This is a genomic window from uncultured Nostoc sp., assembly GCF_937863485.1.
GTDB lineage: Bacteria > Cyanobacteriota > Cyanobacteriia > Cyanobacteriales > Nostocaceae > Nostoc.
Window position 1 is genome coordinate 22975 of sequence record NZ_CALMFY010000230.1, and the last position, 21830, is coordinate 44804.

Sequence of the window (21830 nt, forward strand, 5' to 3'; positions counted from 1 at the left end):
ACTTCACTCAAGTCGGGAAACCCGCCCACATGAGTGGCTCCCCAACCTACGCAATATATTTTTTCGGCTTAACTGAACCGTATTGTAATATAAAATTTTTTCTCATTATCACATGGGCAATACCAGCTTCTTGAAAAATTTCTCCTTCTTCTACAAAATCCAATTTTTGGTATAAAGATTTCACATATTCTTGGGCGTGAATCACAACTTCTGGAATATTTTTACTCGCTATAATCTGTAATGCCTCTACCATAATTTTCTTACCAATACCCTGTCCTCTAGCTATAGACAAAACGGCAAGTCTTTCTATTTTTGCAGTTTTTTCATCTAAATATCTAATTCTAGTAGTACCTACAGCTTCTCCATCTAAATAAGCAATCAAATGGTCAGATATATCATCTTTTCCATCAAACTCTAAAGCGGGATCTACCCCTTGCTCTTGCTGAAAAACTGATATTCTAATTGCTTGAATTGCTGGAAATTCTTTAGGTAATTCAGCAACTCTTATAACTAAATTACTCATCAAACTCTATGTACAGTTAATAGATAAAAAAGGTGGGTTTTTTCCCACCCTACTTTTATACTTTAATCTGCACCTTCAATTGGTGCAAAACCTTGGCGCTGAATATTTTCTGTCACCGCGCGTGGTTCCAGAAATTGCAGTAAGTAATCAGGGCCGCCTGCTTTAGAACCGACTCCAGAAAGTTTGAATCCGCCAAAAGGTTGCCGCCCAACGATCGCTCCTGTAATATTGCGGTTGATGTACAAATTCCCGACTTCAAACTCTGTCTGCGCCTGCTGAATGTGCGAAGGTGTTCTAGAATAAAGTCCTCCAGTCAAAGCGTAGTTAGTTCCATTGGCGACTGCTAACGCTTCCTGGAAATCTTTCACCCGAATTACCGCCAGCACAGGGCCAAAAATTTCTTCCTGGGAAATTACTGCATTTGGCGATACTTCACTAAAGATGACAGGCCCGATAAAATATCCTTGTTCGGGTGCTGGTAATTCCAACGCCACTTCTGCTTCTGCCTTACCCTTCTCAATATACTCGTGGATGCGATCGCGGGCATTAGCATCAATTACCGGCCCAACTTGTGTACTCGCTAACTCTGCTTCCCCAATATTCAAGGATTTTGTCGCTTCCACCAATCGCTGCACAAAGGTATCATAAATCGGTTCCAGCACAATCACTCTTGAGGCGGCAGAACATTTTTGGCCACTGTAACCAAATGCCGATTGTACTACCCCCACAACAGCTTGGTCTAAATCAGCACTTTCATCTACAATAATGGCATTCTTGCCGCCCATTTCAGCAATCACCCGTTTCATATGCTTTTGTCCGGGTTTTAAAGTTGCCGCCTCTGCGTAAATTCTACAACCTACTTCTTGGGAACCCGTAAAAGCAATTACATGAGTGTCTGGATGATTTACCAAGTAAGCGCCGACTTGCGAACCCTTACCAGGTACGTATTGAAATACACCTTTAGGAAAACCAGCATCTACCAAGATTTCTGTGAGTTTGGCAGCAATGATAGAAGATGTTTCGGCCGGTTTCAGGAGAGTACAATTACCTGAAACCAAAGCTGCGACAGTCATCCCACAAGCGATCGCTAGGGGGAAATTCCAGGGAGAAATCACTATAGCAATACCCCGTGATTGGTAAATATAACGGTTCGTCTCACCTGGAATGTCGTAATTAACACCTTTGTCTAACCGTTCTATCTCGTCAGCGTAGTACCGACAAAAGTCTATGGCCTCAGAAACCTCTCCATCAGCTTCCTTAACTGGTTTCCCAACTTCCAAAACTATCCAAACTGAAAGTTCAGCGCGGCGGAGTTCCATCAAATCACCCGCTTTCCGCAAAATATCAGCGCGTTGTTTAGCTGGTGTTTTCCTCCACCCAGGAAACGCCGCTTTCGCAGCTTGCATCGCCTGTTCTGCTTGTTCAACACTGATCAATCCAACTTTACCAACTACCTCGCTGAAATTAGAAGGATTGAGAGAATCAACAAATTCCGGCGGATTAACATACTCCCCATTAATCAACGGTAGATAAGTCCTACCCAGTTGTTGACGAACGCCTTGGAAAGCTTGCGCTGCTTTCGTTCTCACCTCTTCCACCGCATAATCTGTATCCGCCGCCCCAAGGAAATGAGAGTGAGGAGTTTGGAGAGACGCGACGCCAGTCGCTACAACGGGGGGAACCCCCGCAACGCGCTGGCTCATTAATTGCGTCTGTACGTTCTCCTCTTTGACAATCGGCGGCGCTAATAACTCCTCAATCGGTCGATTTTCCATATTTTGCCGTAAAAAAGAGCTATTAGCTGTATTTTCCAATAACCGACGAATTAAATACGCCATCCCAGGTAATAATTCACCGTAGGGACAGTAAACTCTGACCCGATAACCTTTGTCAACCAACGCCTTTGCAACTTTATCCCCCATACCGTAGAGGACTTGCAATTCAAAGCGACGACGAGGGACATTTAAACTTTCAGCTATGGCAATGGCGCGAGCGTGCGATCGCACATTATGGCTACCAATGGCAGAATACACATATTGATGATTTTCTAGCAATAACTGAGTGATGGTTTCAAAGTTAGCATCAGTTGCCGCTTTGTCGTTGTAAACTGGTTGTGGCCAATGCTTTTGTGCTGCTTTTATTGTTTCTTGATCCCAATATGCGCCTTTCACTAAGCGGATTGTTAGGGGATAACCACGTTGTTTCAACCAAGAAATTACGTCTTTGGTATCTTGTTCGCTATCACGCAGATATGCTTGAATTGTCATGCCAATATCTGTGCGTTGCCTAAATTCTTCTTCCAATAATAGTTTTTTCAGGATGCTGAGAGTTATATCCTTATAGGCATACTGTTCCATATCAAAATGCACAGCTGCGCCTAACTCTTTAGCACGACGTAAAAGAATCCGAATGCGATCGCTAACTCGCTCCTCACTACCTTTAGCATCTAAAGGGTCAAATTGCGAATAAAATGCCGTTAACTTCACAGAAACCTGAACTTTTGAGATTGGTTCGCCATCAGCCTCATCAATAGCCGGGATAACTGCCCAATTTTTCGATGCTTCCACCAGTTGTTGGATTAATTCTAGATAGCGTTCTAGATAAGACTGCGCTTCGGCTTCGGTAATTACGGCTTCACCAAGTAAATCGATGGTGAAAGCCATTTTCTCTTTTCGCAGTCGTTCAACTGTTTTGATGACTTGTTTAATATTTTCCCCAGAAATATATTTATGAGCAAGAGTTTCGACTGCTGTACCAACGGTTGTAGCAGCAACTTGTCCGGGCATAGAGTCGGGGTTAGCAAAGTTTAGCATTCCCTTCAAAGCTGCCGGTAATTCTACAGACTCATCTCCTAGATATTCTTGTAAATGTGAGGCAATTTCTGATTTACTATGCAAAGCCGGTAGCGTATCTATAAAGCGAAATAGTTGCACCCGCAACCCAGGATTACTCATCGCCCAAGCTAGTAATTTATCATCCCAGCGCATTTGATCCCGCAGGGAAGAAAAAAACGAACGATTTTCCTGGGTTGCTGCTAGAAGTTGTTTAGCAATTTCTTGGGTTTTAGCTTCGTAGGTGCTTGCTTGTACTTGTAATACCACTGATAATAAACTCCGTTAATTAAGGCAAGGCTTTTTGTACTAAGCCTGTGTCTTCTATTTTGACGCTTTCATTTAGCTGTCACCATATCTAGTAAACTGTGATGCCTAACCTACACGGGCATTTGTTGGGTTTCACTACCCTGCCTTAAGCTGCCTCCTTTGTCTACGTTCAACCCAATCTACAATTATCCTTAACTGAAATATATTGGGAAGGATTTTCCCTTACCTCTTTTATTATTGCGTCTTCCACCTGTCGTTTTAACAGGATGTACTTATTCTTTCTAATACTAAGAATGGGTATACTCACTCTATGCCTACAGAAAACTTCATGGATATTTTATTTTCTAACTGGCAACACACACTCCAACCCTTTGGCGTTGACCAGGTAGCGGCTGAGAAAGCTTTTAATCGCTTGGTTGCAGCTTACTCTACCCCTGGTCGCTACTACCATACACTCAAACACATTAATCACATCCTGAGCATAATTCAGATTTTGCAAGGCTACACGAACAACTTAGCTGCTGTTCAACTAGCTGCCTGGTTTCACGATGTAGTGTATGACACTGAAGCTCAAGATAACGAAGAACGAAGCGCAGACTATGCTTTTGAATTGCTGAGTAACTTAAATATTCCAGAAAGTACCATAACTACTGTTACGCGTCTGATTCTGAACACTAAAGCCCACCAAGCTGCGGTGGATGACTGTGATAGCCAAGTCCTACTTGATGCAGACTTAGCGATTTTGGCTACTAACCCAATCCAATATCTAGAATACGCCCATGCCATTCGCCAGGAATATAGCTGGGTGGCAGAGGCAGATTATATCACAGGTCGTCGGCAGGTTTTAGAACGATTTTTACAGCGATCGCCTATCTACTTTACGCCTTTAATGTTAGAGTTCGCCGAACCATGTGCCCGTGGCAATATCCAAGCAGAAATTCAGTCTTTGGCTTCAGGATGTAGTTTTTGATAAAGACTGGGTAATCACCTGGCAAATTGTTCGTCATCTTGTAAGTGCGATGGTCGCGAAGCGAACCGCCTTCTCTACGAGACGCTTTGCGAACGGCATTGTAATCCATCTCTTCAATTAAGACTTGCTTTGTTACTATACCGTAATTGTTGGTAAAAATTGATTAAACTGTTAAATTGATTACATTTCAATACTTGCTTCAGTGATAATTTTAACTATTATTAGTTAGTCTGGCAACGGCAGCGGAAGTCAAAAGTCAAAAGTCAAAAGTCAAAAGTATTATGGAATGGGTTTTTTAGGGATTTTAAATGGTTGCTCTATTTACGCCGTAGTGTACTAGCTATAATCCTTTGTTTCAAAGGATTTTTAGCTAATTTGTGATTGTAAACATTTTAGTCCAACACAATCAAATTTAATTAATCAATGTGCTTTTTTTATTTTTACTTTATTAAGACAGATAGATCCACCAACATTACCAGATGAACTGAATAAAAAGAACATTTATTTATGGCAACCACTCATTGCTACTGAAAAAGATGTTATCTACCCAAAAGATAATTATAAATTCTATAGCAATCCGATTTGATTGCGTGAAAAAATCTAAGTATATGTAGGGTGTGTTATCGCCCTTGAGTACGGCACCTAGAATCAGAGGTGGTGCGTTAGCCTTTGGCATAACGCACCCTACGTATATTTCAAAAATCAAATATCAGTCCTATAGTGTCATCGCTATAAAAAAGTTTATTTAATTCTGATATTCAACAATTTAGTACAGCTATCAATAATTATAAAATCTAAATAACAATAATATCTCAAAAGGTTACCAAGTTACTATTACTATGACACTTATCCTTTTACAATCAGATTATTTAAAATTACTGGATAAAGCGGACATAATTCAGAATAATATTTTAGATAGTTTTGATATCACCAGAAAGTATCAATTTGGAGAAGGGTATTGGCGACATATTCAGCTACGAGATGGCATATCTTTAGACATTTCCAATTATCAGCAGCCCAAATCATTAATTTTAAAATGTCATGAGCGAAAACATCCATTAGAATTTCGATTCTTTGTTTTGGTAGAGAGCGAATTTAAAGACCTTGAGTTCAAGACCGGAGAATACTTTTTGAGTGGTAGTGGGATGGCATCTGAGTGTGATGTATTCGAGGCTAAATCACAGCGAATAGTAGAAGTAGGTGTTCACATACATCCAAATGCATTTCGCTACTTTACAGAAAATACATCTGGTAAACTTCCAAAAGAATTAGAACATCTTATTAGACGTTGGGATCAACCGACTTATGAACGCTATGGAACTCAAACTCCTGCAATGCAAATAGCAGTGCAGCAAATTCTTCAATGTCCCTACCAAGGCTTTACTAAACAAATTTATCTTGAAGGTAAGATTTGGGAACTAGTTGCAATGGTAGTTGATCAAGAAGTACAAATCAAGCAAGGTTGCTTCCAGATTAATCCACTCAAACCATCAGATATTGACTGCATCTATGATGTTAGGGAAATTTTGTTGAAACATTTAGACAATCCACCCTCTCTTATCGAACTAGCACGACAAGTTGGTTTAAATGATTGCACAATGAAGCAAGGCTTTAAGCAGGTTTTTGGGACTACGGTATTTGGCTATCTGCACCACCGCCGGATGGAACTAGCTTATAAGCTGCTTATTGAAGGAAATATGAAAGTCACAGAAGTTGCACAGACAGTAGGCTATGCTAGCCTACCTTCATTTAGTAATGCTTTTCGTAAGAAGTTTGGGGTAACTCCTAAGTCCTGCCAGAAATAAAAATTCCGGATGGAATAAAAAAATTCCGGCTCGAATAAGACGCAAATATTTAAAAGTTGTATATTTTTACAATAATCAGGTTGGTATAAACACATTTTTTTCACCAACTTAATTAGTAACAGTACTTGGGAACTAGGGGCTGAGAAGGAAATTATACTTAATTGCCAATTTCAAGACTTAGTAAGCTAATCGTCATTCATTTTTCCAGGATGATTCGCTTGTAGTAAGGGCTTCAGCCCTGCTTTTATGCAACTTAAATGCTGATTAGCTTACCCGTTGAGGAGTGGATGTATAAATGTTCATTAAACTACAATATACTGCTGTTTGCTGGTTAATATCTGTTATTTCTCTTACTTTAGCCAATCCAGCATATTCTCAACAAGCGTTAGTCAAAAAAACTTTAGTGCGTTCAGGTGAAGTCTTCCAAGAAATTCAAACATTGAATCAGCTACAGTTTCCTAAAACTAATGCTTCATATTTATGGAGAGTACCCAGACAGAATAAATTTCCCGAACTTAGTCAAGCAACTACAGATGTAGTATCAGTTACGGATGTGAAGGTTAACTCTACTGATAAAGGGATAGAGCTAATTTTAGTCACAGCTAATTCTCTTAAGCTACAAGTTTTACCGAAAATTGAGGGCAATTCCTACATTGCAGATATCCCTAACGCCAAGTTGCAACTAAGAAGTGGGGAAAGTTTAAGACAGGAAAAGCCAGTAGCCGGAATTGCAGAAGTAACGGTTGTAAATGTAGAAGCTAATACGTTGCGCGTAACAGTTGTAGGGGAAGCAGGTGCGCCTGTGGTGGAGTTGTTTGATAGCCAAACTGAGGGCTTGGTGTTTGGGGTGACAAGTACTACATCTACTGTACAGCAGCCAACGCCTGAGCAAAAACCACCAACAGGGGAAAAGCAACCACCTATAGAACTAGAGGTGACTGCGCCACCAAATACAGACTATCGCGTTCCAGATGCAACTACTGCAACGAAAACAGATACACCATTGCGTGATATTCCCGCTTCAGTTCAGGTGATTCCTCAGCAGGTTATCGAAGACCAACAACCGCGTAACTTAATTGGGATACTCAGAAATGCTGGCGTTGTCCAAAATAATTTTTCATCTCGAATTGCAGACACTTTTTCTATTCGAGGTTTTAGAGCCAGAAACGTTTATAGAAACGGTGTCAAAGACCGCTTTGCAGATGTTGCTGCTTTATCAAGTTCGCTGACAAATATAGATAGAGTAGAAGTTGTTAGAGGGCCAAACTCTGTAATTTATGGTCAAGTCAATCCAGGTGGGATCATTAATATAGTTACTAAAAAGCCTTTGAGTCAACCTTACTATGCCTTAGAGGTAAGGCGTGGTGGTTATGAACTTTTTGAACCTTCACTTGACCTTTCTGGCCCTGTGACAAAAGATGGCAGTCTGTCGTATCGTTTAAACACTTCTTACAGAACCGCAGAAGACTTTACTGATTTTTATAATGAAAAGCGTTTTTTCGTTTCGCCTGTTGTTAATTGGCGTATAGGGAAAAATACAAATCTAACTTTTGATACAGAGTATGAAGACATACAACAGTCGCTAGGCACTGGTTTGGAGCAGATTGCTAGTGCAACTATACTTCCTAACCCAAATGGCAAAATCCCTATTAACCGTTATTTAGGGGAACCGACTGATTTCTTTAACCGCCAGCTTAATAGATATAATTACAATCTAGAACATCGCTTTAACGATAACTGGTCTATTAGTAATTCATTTCAAGCTGCATTTTTAACCCTTGATTTACGTGAAACATCTGTTACCAGTCTGCTGGAAGCAGACAACCGCACTGTCGAAAGAGATCAGACTACTTTTCCAAAGCCAACAGAGTATGAAGCTTATACTTTAGATACTCATGTTATTGGTGATTTTAACACTGGTAATATAAAACATAAACTTTTGGTGGGGTTTGACTTATTTAGACAAACCCGAAGAACTAGTGTACTTAGAACAGCTGCGGCCCCTCTTGATGTCTTTAACCCAGTGTATGGTCAACCACTAGGTGATACTCTTGGAGGAGTTGATGTCTTCTTTAGAGATGATGCTTTAGGCTTTTATCTTCAAGACCAAGTGACACTTGCCAATAACCTCAAATTGCTTGTGGGTGGACGTTATGACTTGGTAGAGAATGAGTTTGCTAATCGGATTACATCAACGGCGAGTGTCCAGTCTGATTCTGCCTTTAGTCCAAGGGTAGGCATAGTTTATCAACCCGTAGCGCCTGTCTCACTCTACGCCAGCTATAGCCGTTCTTTTGAACAAGAAACGGGTGCAGATAAAAATGACAACCTTTTTAAACCACGGCTGGGTACTCAGTATGAAGTGGGCGTTAAGACTGATTTATTCGATAACAAACTCTCAGCAACACTTGCTTTATATGATCTGACACTAACTAACGTTTTGACTACCGATCCTACCGATCCCGATTATAGTGTGCAAACAGGAGAACAAAGAAGTCGGGGAGTAGAACTGAGTGTCACCGGAGAGATTCTTCCCGGTTGGAATGTGATTGGCTTCTACGGTTATACAGACGCACGCATTACCAAAGACAATGATCTTCCAGTCGGGAATCGAGTAGAAGGAGTACCAGCTCATGTCGCTAGTTTGTGGACAACTTACACCTTTCTTACTGGCTCTCTCAAAGGTTTTGGAGGTGGAATTGGCTTTAACTACGTTGGAGATCAAATGCCAGATAGTTTTGATACATATACGATCCCAAGCTACTTTCTTACCGATGCAGCTCTGTACTATCGGAATAACAACTTTAGCGTTGGACTCAACCTCAACAACATATTTAATGTTCGATATTATGAAGCAAGCTTTGATTATCTCCAAAGAATTATTCCTGGTCGTCCGTATACAGCACAGTTGACAGTGAAGTGGGAATTTTAATGAGAACAACTCATTGGTTAACCAAGTGTTTTGTCCGATGCCTGCCCCTTTTAGGATTGCTTGCTGTGGTAGTGTGGCTAAACGGTTGTTTCTTTTTTAATTACCCAAAAGTTAGCCATAACAAGAGTGTTTCTTCTTTAAATCAGGTTCGAGTAGTTCAGCACTTAATGGGTAAGACAATAGTTCCTGCTCATCCTCAACGAGTTGTTGTGCTTAGTGGTAGTTGTTTAGAAAATGCTTTGGCGTTGGGGATCAAACCTATAGCTGCCTCAAAGTCATTTGTCTCACAATTGCAGCGATTAGTAGGCCCGCTATCAGGTATTGAAGATGTAGATTGGCTCTCTCCTAGTATCGAAAAAGTCTTGTTTCTCAAACCAGACCTAATTCTTGGTATGCATTTTCATCAAGATATTTATCCACTGTTATCACACATTGCACCCACTGTTTTGGCTCCTCCTGGAGCCAGTGGAGCTTGGAAAGAATCTTTTGCTTTCACAGCCAGTGTTCTGGGTAAAACTAAAATAGCCCAACAGGTAATGGATAATTATTATGCACGTTTGACACAGTTTAAAGCAAAAATGGGCGATCGCCTGAACACAACTTTAGTCTCGGTTGCCGAATTGCGTACTGATGCACTTTGGCTGTGGGCGAAGGCAAGTTTTTCAGGAGTTATTCTTAAAGATGCGGGTGTTGCACGTCCTTACTCTCAAACTTTGGATAGTCAAGCAACCCTAAGTCTAGGGGGTGGCCCTGCTGCCTATGCTTTATCAAACGAACTTTTGAGTGAGTTAGATGGGGATATTTTATTTCTAGTATCAGAAGACGTACTGGGCACAAGGGATTTACACCCAATACTTGAGCAACTGAAAGCAGAACCGTTGTGGTCAAAGTTGAAAGTTGTCCAACAGGAAAAAGTTCATGAGGTGGGGTTTTATTGGGTTCAGTTTGGCCCCCTTGCAGCCAATCGGATGATAGACGATTTGGAGCAATATTTAGTTAAACAGCAATAAACTATTTGAAAGTTTTTTAAGAGGGATTATGTTGAACTTGAGTGCAATTAGTAATGCAACTATGCAGTCAATTCCTTATAAATGGATTGTATTTGAAAATTTGCTTGACACTTCAGTACAATCTGAACTAGCAAATAGTTTTCCGACTACAAACTATAAAGAATATCATGCTAGAGAGTTTGAGCCAGATGGATACCCGGAATATACATATGATGACTACAGGTTTTTTGCACGCTGCATTCTGGATGAAAGTAAGTACAAAGGTTTACAAGATATCAAGGATCTGAGTCTTAGTTGGCAAAAATTGATTGAACAACTTCTCACTCCTGATTATCGAGAGGCGATGGAGCATCTTACTAATTTGGATTTGAAAAACCATTCACTAACAATTTATTTAACACGACATGATTTAGGATTCTGGAACCGTCCTCATACAGATATCCCGCGTAAACATGTAACTCAACTATTCTATCTCAATGAAGGATGGAACCCAGAGTGGGGAGGATGTTTCCGAGTTCTCAAAGATAATCAGACTACATCTGTAGTTAAAGAAGTTCCACCCTTGTCTCAATATTCAGTTGCTATTGTCCGTTGCGATCGCTCTTGGCACATGGTTTCCCCTATTTCCTTGAATGCAACTCAACACCGTCTGCATCTAGCGACTACCTTTTGGCTGCCAGAGTCTTAGGTTTTTGTTTAGCAAACTTTGAGGGGAATTTTGCTTAAATTGAGAGCGTTCCAACTCAAAGCCACCTGCCTTGTCATCCAAAAAGTTTTCCTCAATATCGTTTTTGTCCCGAATACTATAGTGCCAGAAAGCTCTAAGCTTGTAACATGAAACTTCGAGTTGGGAAAGTGAAACTTTCAGTAAACACTCACGACAGGCTGTATTCTATGCAATTGGAATCGGCAATAAACGAATTGCTTAACGTCTTCCACGGCCACGATAAGGCACTTCAGTCACGTCAGTGTCTTCTAGCTTTCTTTTAGGTGCAAACACTTCTTGATGTTGTTGTTCTTGATGTTGTTGCTGCTGAATTTTTTCCTGTGCAAACTTTACACGGGTGCGAACTCCAAGATCGGCATCTGTATCGAGCATTTGCTGGAGTTGATTTGTAATCCGCAATGCTTGATCAGGTGAAGTCACTGCCACTGCAACGGCTAGTGTTTCTAAACTCGTCACTGCCGCATAGCGCACTACCCACTCTGGATCTTGAGAAATTAGTAATAGCGCCTCTAATACCTGAGTCTGAACAGATTCCACTTTTTCAGACGGGACTTGATGCCAGCGCAAAGTGCCTAATCCCCTGGCAGCTGCCCGCCGTACACTTAAGGAAAAATCGTTTTTTGCTGCCTCTAACAAAGTATCCAGCGCCCGGACATCACCAATTCCCGCTAAGGCACGAAGTGCCCAGGCTCTAGCGCCGTAGTTGTAATCATCAATTAGTTCCAATAGTGGCGGTACTGCAACTTCCCCGATCGCAATTAATCCGTCTACCGCCGCCACCGCCGCCCCTGGATTGTTGTAGCCCAAAGCTGCAATTAGTGTGGGAACAGCTTCCTCTATACCAGCTGCTGCTAACTCCTGAACTGCATCTAATAAGCGATCCGAGGAATCTGCTTCTTCCACAGCCCGGATCAATATTTCAACAAGATCACTATTATTCATAATAATTTTTCATCGGTAATTAGTCGTCAGCCAATTGTAGCTTAAGCTATCCGTAGTTGACATCATACATAAACCCCCTAGCCCTGATTTTGCAGTTGAGTTGGGGGTTTATGTGTAGTAAATATTTAGTTTAAACGGATTAATGACAACTGATTATCTAGAATTTATCACTACAACAGCGAATCCATCAAATTAATGACTTTAATCGCACCTTCTGAGAAAGTGCTTGGTGTTATGTGGTTAACTTGATGTTCTAGTAATCCTTTGAGAGAAATTAGCTTTAGGCTATTTTCTGCAAGAGTCTGGGCGATCGCATCTGCTGCGGGTAGATATCCAATCGCTCCCAAATCTGCTAACACTGCCCGACGCAATTGCAATTTCTCTCCCGCCAGAGCTTGTACCAACCGTTCTCCATAAACTGGTTCTTGGGTTAATTGATACATGGCTCGTGCGGCAGCATATTGCACTAATTCGATTGGATGCTCTAAGAATGGCTTTATCAAAGGGATGAACTCAGTTGCCCTCAAAGTTCCCAAGGCTTCTAAAATGGCGTCGTAGGGTTGAGATAAATCAGGCTGCTTTAATATGAGTTGCCCATCCTGCAAACCTACTTGTAATAGCTTGATTAGGGCGGGAATACAAACCGGATCGCCTAGCATCTCTAAGGATTGTGCCGCTGCTTCCCGGACATAAAAATCTGAGCAGTCTAAACACCTAATTAAAGGTGATACTGCCTGGCGATCGCCTAGTTTTCCTAAGGCTCTAGCTGCGTTCCGTCGCAGAGGATATCCGCCTTCTGGTGTCCTGTCGGCTTCATCCTCTAAAGCTTTGATCAGTCCTGTAATCGCAGCTGCTTCACCTATCCGAAACCTACCCAACCACCAGGCAGCATAAAACCGCAAGCCTAAATCTGCACTTTCCAGATTAGCGATCGCTTGCTCTACTGTTAAAGATTCATCGTTGGCAAAGCCACCTGTCGGTGATAAATCTTCAAATTTCTGCGGACTGGGATTCATTAGAAGAAGGAGGATTGCTCTGTCCGCTATCTGTTTTAGTCTCAGCGTTCAATGGCTGAATGCTGACTATTTTGCCACCCAAGCGAGTAATCCGCTGCATTTCTTGATTCATCCGATTCTCAGGCACTGTGAAAAACACACTGGCACTAGAACGAATCGGATAGTTTACTTTTTGGGTTTCTTCGCTTTGGCGCAGACCGACTACTTCATACCGAAAGTAGCGACTACTATTTCTACTACTAATTTGTCCAACCATAAAATTAATTCCAAATTTTAAATTGTCATTAGTCTTTTGTTTTTAATAATGACTAATGACTAATGACTATTGACAAATGACACTAAAGGGGTTTCACACTGGCTATTTTACCACCTTGTTTTACCACTCTCTGGAAGTAACTAGATAGTTCTTCATATGGTATAACCACCGCTTGATTGACACGGCGTGTGCTCGGATACCCAGATCCAAAAACGCCTGCCACTTCAATGCGGTAGAGTCTGCCTTCTTTTCCAAAAGTTCCGGCACCACCGAAAGTACTGTTGGGGGTAACACCTTTTTCGGAAGCAACGTATGAAAAGCCTGAGGGACCACCGGAGGGAGGAACAATGACGGATGCGCTATTGCGACCTAGTTCGCTAGCAAGGCGTGAGTCTTTGCCTTTGAGTTGGGAGGTATCGCTACTAGCATAGCCGCGATAAAGTTGGAATATCCGGCTAAATCCCACAGTTTTCTGTCCTGTTTGGGTTTCAAACCCGCGATAGTAAGGCGCAATATTTTCACCAAAGTTAGATTGATACTCTGGCGAATCAATGTAAGAATCAATGTCGGCTTCATATCCCTTGGTTTGATACAAGTCTAAGTGATAAACCACATCAGACTCATCATAGGGAGCACGACCCAACAAATGTTTATAGTTGAGTTCGATGACGCGAGTTTGGAAATTGTCGTAGAAAAACTTGGATTTGTATAGTTCTGATTTAGCTACTTGACGCACAAACTCTTGCACTGTACTTTTTCCATCACGCAGGATAGATTCAGCACTTGTGAGGCGGTCAGCTGCCAATATATAGTTGTTGCCCAACACCTGACGATAGACGGCAGCAATTACTCTCTCAATGTCTTCTTTGGTTGCATTCGGACGCAATTCCACAGGAGACTGATCAGTAAAAGGCTCTGTCCCCAGACGAGACGCTGCTGTTGTAATAGCCATTGGTAATTTTCCTTTTGTAATTAGTAATTGCTAAGGGGAGTAGTGAGTGGAGAATGGGGAGTGGTGAACCTTCCTACTCCCTAATGCTACTTGCTCCACTTGGGTAAACTCCAAGACCGCAGTAGCTCCTCCCCACTCCCTACTCCCCTTCGATTCTCTATTTATACGGTAGTAATGCTAATCACTTTACTACCCTTGCGATTCAACTGCTGCAATTTACTAGAAAGTTGCTCGTAGGGAACGATCAATTCCGCAGTCCCCCGCCGCACTACAGCTGAGTTCGGGGAAGCTGCTTGTAGCACTCTAATCCGGTATGTTTCGCCGCGACCACCTGTAGAGAGGCCTGTTAAGGCTCCGGCAGAGACTGGGTAAATCGGTGAAGCCAGATTCTTAGCTACTTCCCAGGTTAGCCGTCCTTGTTTTTGTCCTTGGGCGCGATCGCTATTGGCATAACCCCGATACAGTTGGAACAGTCGGCTATAGCCAACGTTTTTCTGTCCTACTTGACTTTTAAAGCCTCGATAGTAGGGCACAATATTTTCGCCCAAATTCTCTTGATATTCTAATGAGTCAATGTAAGAGTTAATTTCAGCTTCGTAACCTTGTGAGTTGTAAAGCTCAACATGGTAAGAAATCTCTGACTCATCTTCCGGGGCACGCCCCAATAAATGCTTATAATTCAACTCGATAAACCGAGTTTGGGAGTTGGAGTGGAAAAACTTATCCCGATAAAGTTCTGATTGAGCAATGGCTAGCACAAATCCCCGCACGGAGATTGTACCTTGCTGCAACAGTGATTCTGCACTCTCTAGACGGTCTCCTTCCAGTATATATGCATTCCCCAAAACCTGACGGTAAGCCGCCCGGATAACCACTGCTACATTCTCTTCTGTTCGATCAGGACGTAGTTCTACCAGTGGTGAGTTTTCAAATGCTCCAATTCCTAATCTTGCTGCTTGTCCCAAAGCTGCCATCTTTAAAACCTCCTCAGTTTTAACTGCAAAACTGAAAACTTTTTAGAAAATTTTTTTCTAGTCTTTTAACAGTCTTTTGAAAATAAAACTGCCCGGAGAGGTAAACAACTCATAGAACTTACTTGTCATAAGAGCTGATTTCCTCTCCGGGCTAAAGAAACACTCTAGCTTAGAGTATTGATTACATAGTCGATGTAGGAATTTGCTTCAACACCTGGATCACCGCTTAGACCGTGGTTAGCTTTGATGTACTTGAGGGCTTCAATGTACCAGCTAGGAGATAGATCAAAAGTCCGGTTGATTTCAGCCAAGCCAGAAATCAAGAAATCATCCAAGGGACCTGTGCCACCAACAACTAAAGCGTATGTGATAATCCGCAAGTAGTAGCCGATATCACGTACACACTTGCTTTTGCCGCGTGCATCAGCTGCGAAGTTGGGGCCTTGTTGTTGAGTGGTGTAAGGGTATTTGTTATACACCGCTTGAGCAGCACCTTCGGTCAAGCGTTGAGCATTAGCGCTCAATGCTTTTGCTGCTTGTAAGCTAGCTGGCGCTTGGCGGAAGCGACCAAAAGCAACTTGAATCTCAGTGCTGCTGAGATAGCGACCTTGAGAGTCAGCCGATGAAATTGCTTCAGTTAGAGGTGTTTTTGACATTTTGGTATTTCCCTTTCACAAACTTTATGGTTGAAATTTTGTTTTGTCCGATGGACAATTATTTAGTCAACATCAGCAATGCTTGGCTTAAGCCACAGCAGCAGCAGCACGATCAAAATAGCTAGCTATTTCAGATGACAGAGCGCTGCAATCTCCTCTGGTGATGTTATTTGTATCGTTGACAATGGCCAGGGAAGCTTGTTTCAGCTTCTGAATACCAACAGCAACTGACGCTCCTGGAGTTCCCAATGCCAAGTAGGTTTCCCGCAATCCATTGAGGGCACGGTCATCTAGTACGCTTGAATCGCCAGCAAAGATAGCATAGGTGATATAGCGAAGAATGATGTCCAAGTCTCTGATGCAAGCAGCTGCGCGACGGCTGGTGTAAGCATTACCACCGGGAGCGATCAATTGGGGTTGTTCTGCCCACAAATCACGAACCGCAGCTGCAACTAGAGCAGACGCATTGCTGGTAATCCGGTTAACGGCATCTGTACGCTTGTTACCATCTTTGACTAGTTCGCTCAATGCATCCAATTGTGCATCGGAGAGATATTCGCCACGTGTATCAGCTTGGGTAACTACTTTTGCAAATGCATCTAAAACCATTGCCTTAAATCTCCTAATTTGCTTCGTTAAGAATAGTTGGACTCAAAACTGAATGGCTCAGTTTTTTTTGATGCCCGCACTGCCTGACGAGTTCCGAAAGGTTTAAAACAGACATCCCAAAAATAAGTTTACGATCTCCAGGCTTTCAGATTAAAACTTTTGTTAAAAAACTTAAAACTTCTGTGAACGACTGGAAAACCTGATTAAGATGTTGTTTTTTACTCCCAAGTTCTCTTTATACAATGCAGCAGCCTCATTATTTATTACAAATTATTGTTGTGTTTGTTAATTTTAGTTACATAACTTAACATTTTTTTCTCCACCCCAAAAGATGGGATAATTTATTTGTGAGAAATCCCTTAAAGAATGCGTAAGCGTAGCTTGCCGCAGGCATCGCACACTTATTGGCGTAGTATTGGCTACTTCGTAGCTCCTGCCAAACAGACTGCCAAGGACACATGCCATATTTTGCGACTATATTGCATCCATTGCAGGGATGAGTTAATAGCCGCTGTCAACCATACAATCGGCAGACTTAGGATTATAACTAGCGAGGCCGAAGCTCTAGATTTGCAATCCAATATAAATAAAGCCTGCTTTGGCGGGTTACAAAGAATAGCTTTAGGGTAAACTACCCACATTTACAGGACTTACGCAAGAAAGCTCATTTCATGAGGATCTCACTTTTTCGCGTAGGAGAGGGGTAGGGGGAAAGGTTCTTCCAGAATTACTAAATTGGTGTTTTAGACAACATAAGTACTACTAATTAACTATCGAGTTACCGTAGTACATTTTATCCGACTGGAGGAATACAGAGCAATTAAGTTTTGAGTAATACAAATTTGAATTTTGGCCGAATCGGACTGAAATATGTAGTGCATCTGTGTTGATTTTGTCGCATCGACTCCAGCCCAGTATTTCTGTGACGCTTTCCTTGATTGGAATACAAAGCTATCTCACAAGCTCTCAACTGTTAAATTGCCAGATTCACAAACCAAAGAAAAAAGACTTGATCTTGAATGAATTTCCATGATAGTCTGCGTTCAATCATAAAATACGGTTTATCGATAAATTTACCGTAGTTTAAAATTACCCAGTTTGTTTTTCACTTTGCTTTCCTCATAGTTAATGGAAACGGAAATCACCTCTTATGGTAAAAGATTGGTTTGAATGGCATGACCTCTACAAGAACGAACCAAAATTGCAACAACGCCTGCAAATTGTGCAAGAATACATTTCCCATAGCTTGAACTTGTCCCAACCAGGGTTAATCCGTATAGTTAGTGTTTGCGCGGGTGATGGACGAGATTTGCTAGGAACGTTATCAAATCACCCACGGACAAAAGATGTTTATGCTCGACTAGTAGAGCTAAATCCACAACTAGTTGAACGTGGACAAGAAACAATAGAATCGTTGGGTTTGACAAAACAAATTGAGTTTATCAATGGTGATGCAACTATCTCCTCTAACTATGTAGGAGCAGTACCAGCAGATATTGTGATTGTATGTGGTGTATTCGGCAATCTCGCAGATGAATCTGAACTCAATCGCTTGCTGAAAAACCTGAGTTTTCTAAGCAAACAAGGTGCTTTTGTGATTTGGACTCGTGGACACTCTAACGGTATTCCCCACTCTGAGGCTGTCCGTAAATTTTTCCGTGAATATGGATTTGAAGAAGTGAACTTCAAACTCACTGCAACAGGAGACATGGGAGTAGGTATTCATCGTTACCTTGGTGAAAGTTTGGCTGCACCCAAAGAGCAACAGTTGTTCGCGTTTACTGGTGTTCCAAGTAAAGCCAGATAAATAATGCCTCTAAAACTTTCTTTACAAAAAACTTATGACCGCTACAGTTAAACCTCAGTATATAAACATCTTTCGCCGTTTCACGCTGCTTTTAGCACCTGGGTTGTTAACCTTGGCAACTTCGTTAACATTAGTTAGTTGCACAGCCGAAGGACAAAAAGCTCAAACCCCATCTTCTGCTACAAATGTATCTGAAACCAATTCATCTGGAATCAAGACCAAAGTACTTCGCATGGGGTATCAATCAGCAGGGGATTTGATCAGAACAACTAAAGTATTAGAAAAGCGTCTGGAACCTCTGGGAGTAAAGGTGGAGTGGGCACAATTTGTCCAAGGGCCACAACTGATGGAAGCGATGAATGTCGGTAAAATCGATTTGGGTTCCGTCGGGGAAACCCCGCCCATCTTCGCCCAAGCTGCTGGCGCTCAAATCGTTTATGTTGTTGGTTCTCGCCGCACTGAAAAAACGGGTATATCAAGTGTAATCGCTGTCCCACCAAATTCTCCCATTAAAACCGTCAAGGATCTCAAAGGACAAAAAATAGTTTTTCAAAAAGCTTCTGCATCTCACTATTTCGTTTTCAGAGCTTTGGAAGATGCAGGTTTGAAACCTAGTGATATTCAAATTTTGAGTATACCCACCGTAGAAGCTAGTAGTGCTTTTCTAGAAGGAAAAATTCCCGTTTGGGTGGCTGGCGATCCTTATTTGGCTCTGGCTGAAAAAGCAGGTAAAATCCGAGTGATCAAGACTGCCCAAGGACTTGACACCCCTGGTGCATACTATATTGGTGGGAGGCAGTTTGCGATTGACAATCCTGGAGTGCTGCGGATAGTGATTGAGGAGATTGATAAAATCCAGCGCTGGGCTGAGGTACATCCCCAAGAAACAGCAAACTTAATCGCACCATACCAAAAACTACCTCCCGACATTATGCAAAAAGTAGTTAGCCGCCGCCCCTATGGATTGAGAGCTATTTCCCCAAAGTTAATTAAAGACCAACAACGAGTTGCAGATTACTTCTATAAATATGGTGTGATTCCTAAACAAGTCAATATTCAGGAAGCTGTGTTGACACCTGAACAATATGCGGCAATTACTCCAGAATCAATTAGCCAAAAATAGCTTGAAGAGGGCAGCAAAAGGTTCAAAACTTTCCAGACATCTAATTAAGAATAAACGGGGAGGCAAAGAGGGGAGAAGCGGAGCTTAAAAAGTAATTTGGGCAAGTGCTGACGCCCCCCTTTGCTAACACCAATTCATTGATCGCTACGAACTACCTCATAATATTTCCAAGCAGCGATCGCCCACTCTAAATATGTAGTATTTACTACTTACTAATTCCTGCCAAACACACTACCAAGGGCACGTGCCATATTTTGCGGTTGCATTGCATCCATTGCAGCAGTGGGTTCGTAGCCGCAGTGAACCATACAATCCGCACACTTGGGATTACCACTCTTCTGGCCGTATTGACTCCAGTCAGTTTTTGCCAGTAATTCCTTGAAGGTAGAGTAATAACCTTCGTTCAGCAGATAGCAAGGTTTTTGCCAACCGAGAACACTATAACTAGGGCTACCCCAAGGCGTACATTCGTAGTCCTTCTCACCAGTGAGAAAATCTAAGAACAGCGGATTGTGATTGAAGTTCCAGTTTTTTTCACCAGCTTTGTATGGAGCTAGAATTTCCCGGAAGAGGGCGCGGGTTTGTTCACGATGGAGAAAATGATCTTGATCTGGTGCCCACTCGTAACTGTAGCCGGGAGAAATCATCATCCCGTCAGTATTTAGTGTTTTCAGAAAGTCGAAGAACTCTTGCATATCTTTAGGTTCAGTTCCCTCAAAGATAGTTGTGTTAGTAGTGACACGAAAGCCTTTAGCTTTAGCGGCGCGAATAGCTTTGACAGCAATATCAAAAACACCTTTGCGATCGACGCACTGATCGTGCAACTCCCGCATCCCATCTAAATGCACACTAAAAGTCAGGTAAGGAGAAGGTTGAAACTTATCCAGGCTCTTTTCTAACAACAAACCATTGGTACACAAGTAAATATATTTCTTGCGCTCAATTAATCCTTGGACAATCTGATCAATTTGGGGATGCAGCAAAGGTTCTCCCCCAGGAATTGAGACAACCGGTGCGCCGCACTCTTCCACTGCGGTAAAGCACTGTTCTGGAGTGAGATTTTGCTTTAAAATTTCCTTTGGATGTTGGATTTTACCACAACCAGTACAAGCTAGATTACACCGAAAAAGAGGTTCCAACATCAATACTAAAGGGAAGCGTTTACGTCCTTTCAAACGTTGAGTAACCAGATACTTCCCAATATCCATAGCTTGTTGTAGATTAACTGCCATTGTTGCGATCGCTCCTCTTTTAGATATAAATACACCACTGGAAAACATAAAACCTTCGTAGGGGCGCAAGGCCGCCCCTACTGTCTATTGCATCCACACGTAAATCGCTATATTTTTCATTTGACATATCCCTGAGCAACAAACCAATCCACAGCATCCTTGAGGGCTGCATTCAGCGAAGATTGGGGTAGACCCAACTCTCGTACAGCCTTTGCGGCATCATAATACATAGGTTGTTTCGCCATCCGAACGCCATCCAATGGCACTGAGGGCAATTTCCCCAGAGGTGCGAGAATCTTTTCATCAACCCAGGCAACACTAAGGGGTAACCAAGCGGGTACTGTTCGTTGAGGTGCGCTTAAACCTGTGATATCGGCGAGTTGTTCTAGCAGTTGCTTTAAGCTGAGGTTTTGGTGACCTAAGATATAGCGATCGCCTGATTTGCCTCGCTCCAAAGCCAGTAAATGCCCCCATGCCACATCCCGCACATCGATAAAATTCAAACCAGTATCCAAGTAAAAGGGCATTTGCCGTCGTAAAAACCGTAAAATTATATCACCCGTTGGGGTAGGTTTGATATCCAACGAGCCAATCGGGCTGCTGGGATTGACAATAACTACCTCCTGACCTGTAGCAACGGCTTGCATAGCTTCTTGTTCAGCTAAAAACTTAGACTTTTTGTAGTCACCCACCAATTTATCTAAGGGACTCTGATGTGTTTCATCGACAACTTCACTAGATGATCCTACCCCAATTGCCGCCACTGAACTCGTGTAGACGGTGCGCTCAATGTTAGCTTTGCGAGCTGCTGCCAACACATTGCGCGTACCCAGGACATTGTGACGATGGAGTAACTCTCGGTCTGATTGCCATAGGGAATAATGGGCTGCCACATGAAATAGGTATTGACAACCTCCCATCTGTTGCCAGAGATTTGGGTCATTCAAATCGCCTTTGACAATTTCCACCTCCAAACCACGAAGATTCTCCAAATTGCTGCTTGAGCGTACCAGTGCTTTGACAGCATATCCTTGTTGCAACAACAACCGTATCAAGTGGGCACCAATAAAGCCCGTACCCCCAGTGACAAAAACCCTTTTGGATTTTGGATTTTGGATTTTGGATTTTGGATTTATCAACTTATAATCCCCAAAGTTTGTAATTTTGTATACACAAATTTTGCAATAATTAAGTG

Annotated in this window: 18 protein-coding genes; 7 read left to right on the plus strand and 11 right to left on the minus strand. The window is 42.1% G+C overall.

The window, feature by feature from the left end; all coding sequences use genetic code 11:
- Positions 1-46 precede the first annotated feature (46 nt).
- Entirely contained in the window at positions 47-523 is a 477-nt protein-coding gene (locus Q0541_RS31425) for a GNAT family N-acetyltransferase (RefSeq protein ID WP_298920365.1), read from the minus strand.
- 62 nt (positions 524-585) lie between these two features.
- Positions 586-3624: an L-glutamate gamma-semialdehyde dehydrogenase gene (pruA, locus tag Q0541_RS31430; RefSeq protein WP_298920368.1), complete on the minus strand. Its 3039-nt coding sequence runs from the start codon at positions 3622-3624 to the stop codon at positions 586-588.
- Positions 3625-3934: 310 nt separating this feature from the next.
- Here pruA and Q0541_RS31435 point away from each other — a divergent pair, with 310 nt between their 5' ends.
- The 5 genes from Q0541_RS31435 to Q0541_RS31455 all read left to right on the plus strand — a co-directional run bounded on the left by Q0541_RS31435 (position 3935) and on the right by Q0541_RS31455 (position 11029).
- A complete protein-coding gene (locus Q0541_RS31435) occupies positions 3935-4594 on the plus strand; it encodes a hypothetical protein (protein ID WP_298920371.1) in 660 nt (219 codons plus the stop codon).
- A gap of 839 nt (positions 4595-5433) precedes the next feature.
- The gene (locus Q0541_RS31440; protein ID WP_298920373.1) at positions 5434-6399 is read left to right on the plus strand and encodes a helix-turn-helix transcriptional regulator; all 966 of its coding nucleotides are present in this window, start codon (positions 5434-5436) and stop codon (positions 6397-6399) included.
- Positions 6400-6694: 295 nt separating this feature from the next.
- Positions 6695-9331, plus strand: coding sequence for a TonB-dependent siderophore receptor (locus tag Q0541_RS31445; protein ID WP_298920375.1), 2637 nt, complete (start codon positions 6695-6697; stop codon positions 9329-9331).
- Entirely contained in the window at positions 9331-10341 is a 1011-nt protein-coding gene (locus Q0541_RS31450) for an iron-siderophore ABC transporter substrate-binding protein (RefSeq protein WP_298920377.1), read from the plus strand. Before Q0541_RS31445 ends, Q0541_RS31450 begins: the two co-directional genes overlap by 1 nt.
- A gap of 28 nt (positions 10342-10369) precedes the next feature.
- A complete protein-coding gene (locus Q0541_RS31455; RefSeq protein WP_298920379.1) occupies positions 10370-11029 on the plus strand; it encodes a 2OG-Fe(II) oxygenase in 660 nt (219 codons plus the stop codon).
- A 237-nt stretch (positions 11030-11266) separates the two neighbouring features.
- On the opposite strand, the gene Q0541_RS31460 is transcribed toward Q0541_RS31455, so the two are convergent.
- From Q0541_RS31460 to Q0541_RS31490, 7 genes are all read right to left on the minus strand, one after another.
- Positions 11267-12010 (minus strand): HEAT repeat domain-containing protein, encoded by a 744-nt coding sequence (locus tag Q0541_RS31460; RefSeq protein WP_298920381.1) that lies wholly within the window; start codon positions 12008-12010, stop codon positions 11267-11269.
- A 170-nt stretch (positions 12011-12180) separates the two neighbouring features.
- Entirely contained in the window at positions 12181-13026 is an 846-nt protein-coding gene (locus Q0541_RS31465; RefSeq protein WP_298920383.1) for a HEAT repeat domain-containing protein, read from the minus strand.
- The gene (locus Q0541_RS31470) at positions 13001-13282 is read right to left on the minus strand and encodes a phycobilisome linker polypeptide (protein ID WP_298920385.1); all 282 of its coding nucleotides are present in this window, start codon (positions 13280-13282) and stop codon (positions 13001-13003) included. The genes Q0541_RS31465 and Q0541_RS31470 overlap by 26 nt, the downstream gene beginning before the upstream one ends.
- Positions 13283-13364: 82 nt before the next feature.
- Positions 13365-14234, minus strand: a complete 870-nt coding sequence (locus tag Q0541_RS31475; protein WP_298920387.1) for a phycobilisome linker polypeptide — start codon at positions 14232-14234, stop codon at positions 13365-13367.
- Positions 14235-14395: 161 nt separating this feature from the next.
- Entirely contained in the window at positions 14396-15208 is an 813-nt protein-coding gene (locus Q0541_RS31480; protein ID WP_298920389.1) for a phycobilisome linker polypeptide, read from the minus strand.
- Between the two features lie 164 nt (positions 15209-15372).
- Positions 15373-15864: a phycocyanin subunit alpha gene (gene cpcA, locus Q0541_RS31485; protein ID WP_298920391.1), complete on the minus strand. Its 492-nt coding sequence runs from the start codon at positions 15862-15864 to the stop codon at positions 15373-15375.
- Positions 15865-15951: 87 nt separating this feature from the next.
- The gene (locus tag Q0541_RS31490) at positions 15952-16473 is read right to left on the minus strand and encodes a phycocyanin subunit beta (RefSeq protein WP_273763451.1); all 522 of its coding nucleotides are present in this window, start codon (positions 16471-16473) and stop codon (positions 15952-15954) included.
- A 1150-nt stretch (positions 16474-17623) separates the two neighbouring features.
- Between Q0541_RS31490 and Q0541_RS31495 the strand changes: the two genes are divergently transcribed.
- Positions 17624-18280 (plus strand): class I SAM-dependent methyltransferase family protein, encoded by a 657-nt coding sequence (locus Q0541_RS31495; protein ID WP_298920394.1) that lies wholly within the window; start codon positions 17624-17626, stop codon positions 18278-18280.
- A 34-nt stretch (positions 18281-18314) separates the two neighbouring features.
- Positions 18315-19403, plus strand: coding sequence for an aliphatic sulfonate ABC transporter substrate-binding protein (locus tag Q0541_RS31500; RefSeq protein ID WP_298920396.1), 1089 nt, complete (start codon positions 18315-18317; stop codon positions 19401-19403).
- Between the two features lie 212 nt (positions 19404-19615).
- On the opposite strand, the gene hpnH is transcribed toward Q0541_RS31500, so the two are convergent.
- Both hpnH and hpnA read right to left on the minus strand, forming a co-directional pair.
- Positions 19616-20635, minus strand: a complete 1020-nt coding sequence (gene hpnH, locus Q0541_RS31505; RefSeq protein WP_273769616.1) for an adenosyl-hopene transferase HpnH — start codon at positions 20633-20635, stop codon at positions 19616-19618.
- A 116-nt stretch (positions 20636-20751) separates the two neighbouring features.
- A complete protein-coding gene (gene hpnA / locus Q0541_RS31510; RefSeq protein WP_298920398.1) occupies positions 20752-21774 on the minus strand; it encodes a hopanoid-associated sugar epimerase in 1023 nt (340 codons plus the stop codon).
- Between the last annotated feature and the right edge of the window lie 56 nt (positions 21775-21830).

Coding starts and splice junctions, on each gene's coding strand:
- Q0541_RS31500 (WP_298920396.1), top strand. CDS start 18,315: ATGACCGCTACAGTTAAACCTCAGTATATAAACATCTTTCGCCGTTTC.
- Q0541_RS31470 (WP_298920385.1), bottom strand. CDS start 13,282: ATGGTTGGACAAATTAGTAGTAGAAATAGTAGTCGCTACTTTCGGTAT.
- cpcA (WP_298920391.1), bottom strand. CDS start 15,864: ATGTCAAAAACACCTCTAACTGAAGCAATTTCATCGGCTGACTCTCAA.
- Q0541_RS31475 (WP_298920387.1), bottom strand. CDS start 14,234: ATGGCTATTACAACAGCAGCGTCTCGTCTGGGGACAGAGCCTTTTACT.
- hpnH (WP_273769616.1), bottom strand. CDS start 20,635: ATGGCAGTTAATCTACAACAAGCTATGGATATTGGGAAGTATCTGGTT.
- Q0541_RS31495 (WP_298920394.1), top strand. CDS start 17,624: ATGGTAAAAGATTGGTTTGAATGGCATGACCTCTACAAGAACGAACCA.
- Q0541_RS31490 (WP_273763451.1), bottom strand. CDS start 16,473: ATGGTTTTAGATGCATTTGCAAAAGTAGTTACCCAAGCTGATACACGT.
- Q0541_RS31480 (WP_298920389.1), bottom strand. CDS start 15,208: ATGGCAGCTTTGGGACAAGCAGCAAGATTAGGAATTGGAGCATTTGAA.
- Q0541_RS31425 (WP_298920365.1), bottom strand. CDS start 523: ATGAGTAATTTAGTTATAAGAGTTGCTGAATTACCTAAAGAATTTCCA.
- Q0541_RS31465 (WP_298920383.1), bottom strand. CDS start 13,026: ATGAATCCCAGTCCGCAGAAATTTGAAGATTTATCACCGACAGGTGGC.
- Q0541_RS31450 (WP_298920377.1), top strand. CDS start 9,331: ATGAGAACAACTCATTGGTTAACCAAGTGTTTTGTCCGATGCCTGCCC.
- Q0541_RS31435 (WP_298920371.1), top strand. CDS start 3,935: ATGCCTACAGAAAACTTCATGGATATTTTATTTTCTAACTGGCAACAC.
- Q0541_RS31440 (WP_298920373.1), top strand. CDS start 5,434: ATGACACTTATCCTTTTACAATCAGATTATTTAAAATTACTGGATAAA.
- Q0541_RS31460 (WP_298920381.1), bottom strand. CDS start 12,010: ATGAATAATAGTGATCTTGTTGAAATATTGATCCGGGCTGTGGAAGAA.
- Q0541_RS31455 (WP_298920379.1), top strand. CDS start 10,370: ATGTTGAACTTGAGTGCAATTAGTAATGCAACTATGCAGTCAATTCCT.
- Q0541_RS31445 (WP_298920375.1), top strand. CDS start 6,695: ATGTTCATTAAACTACAATATACTGCTGTTTGCTGGTTAATATCTGTT.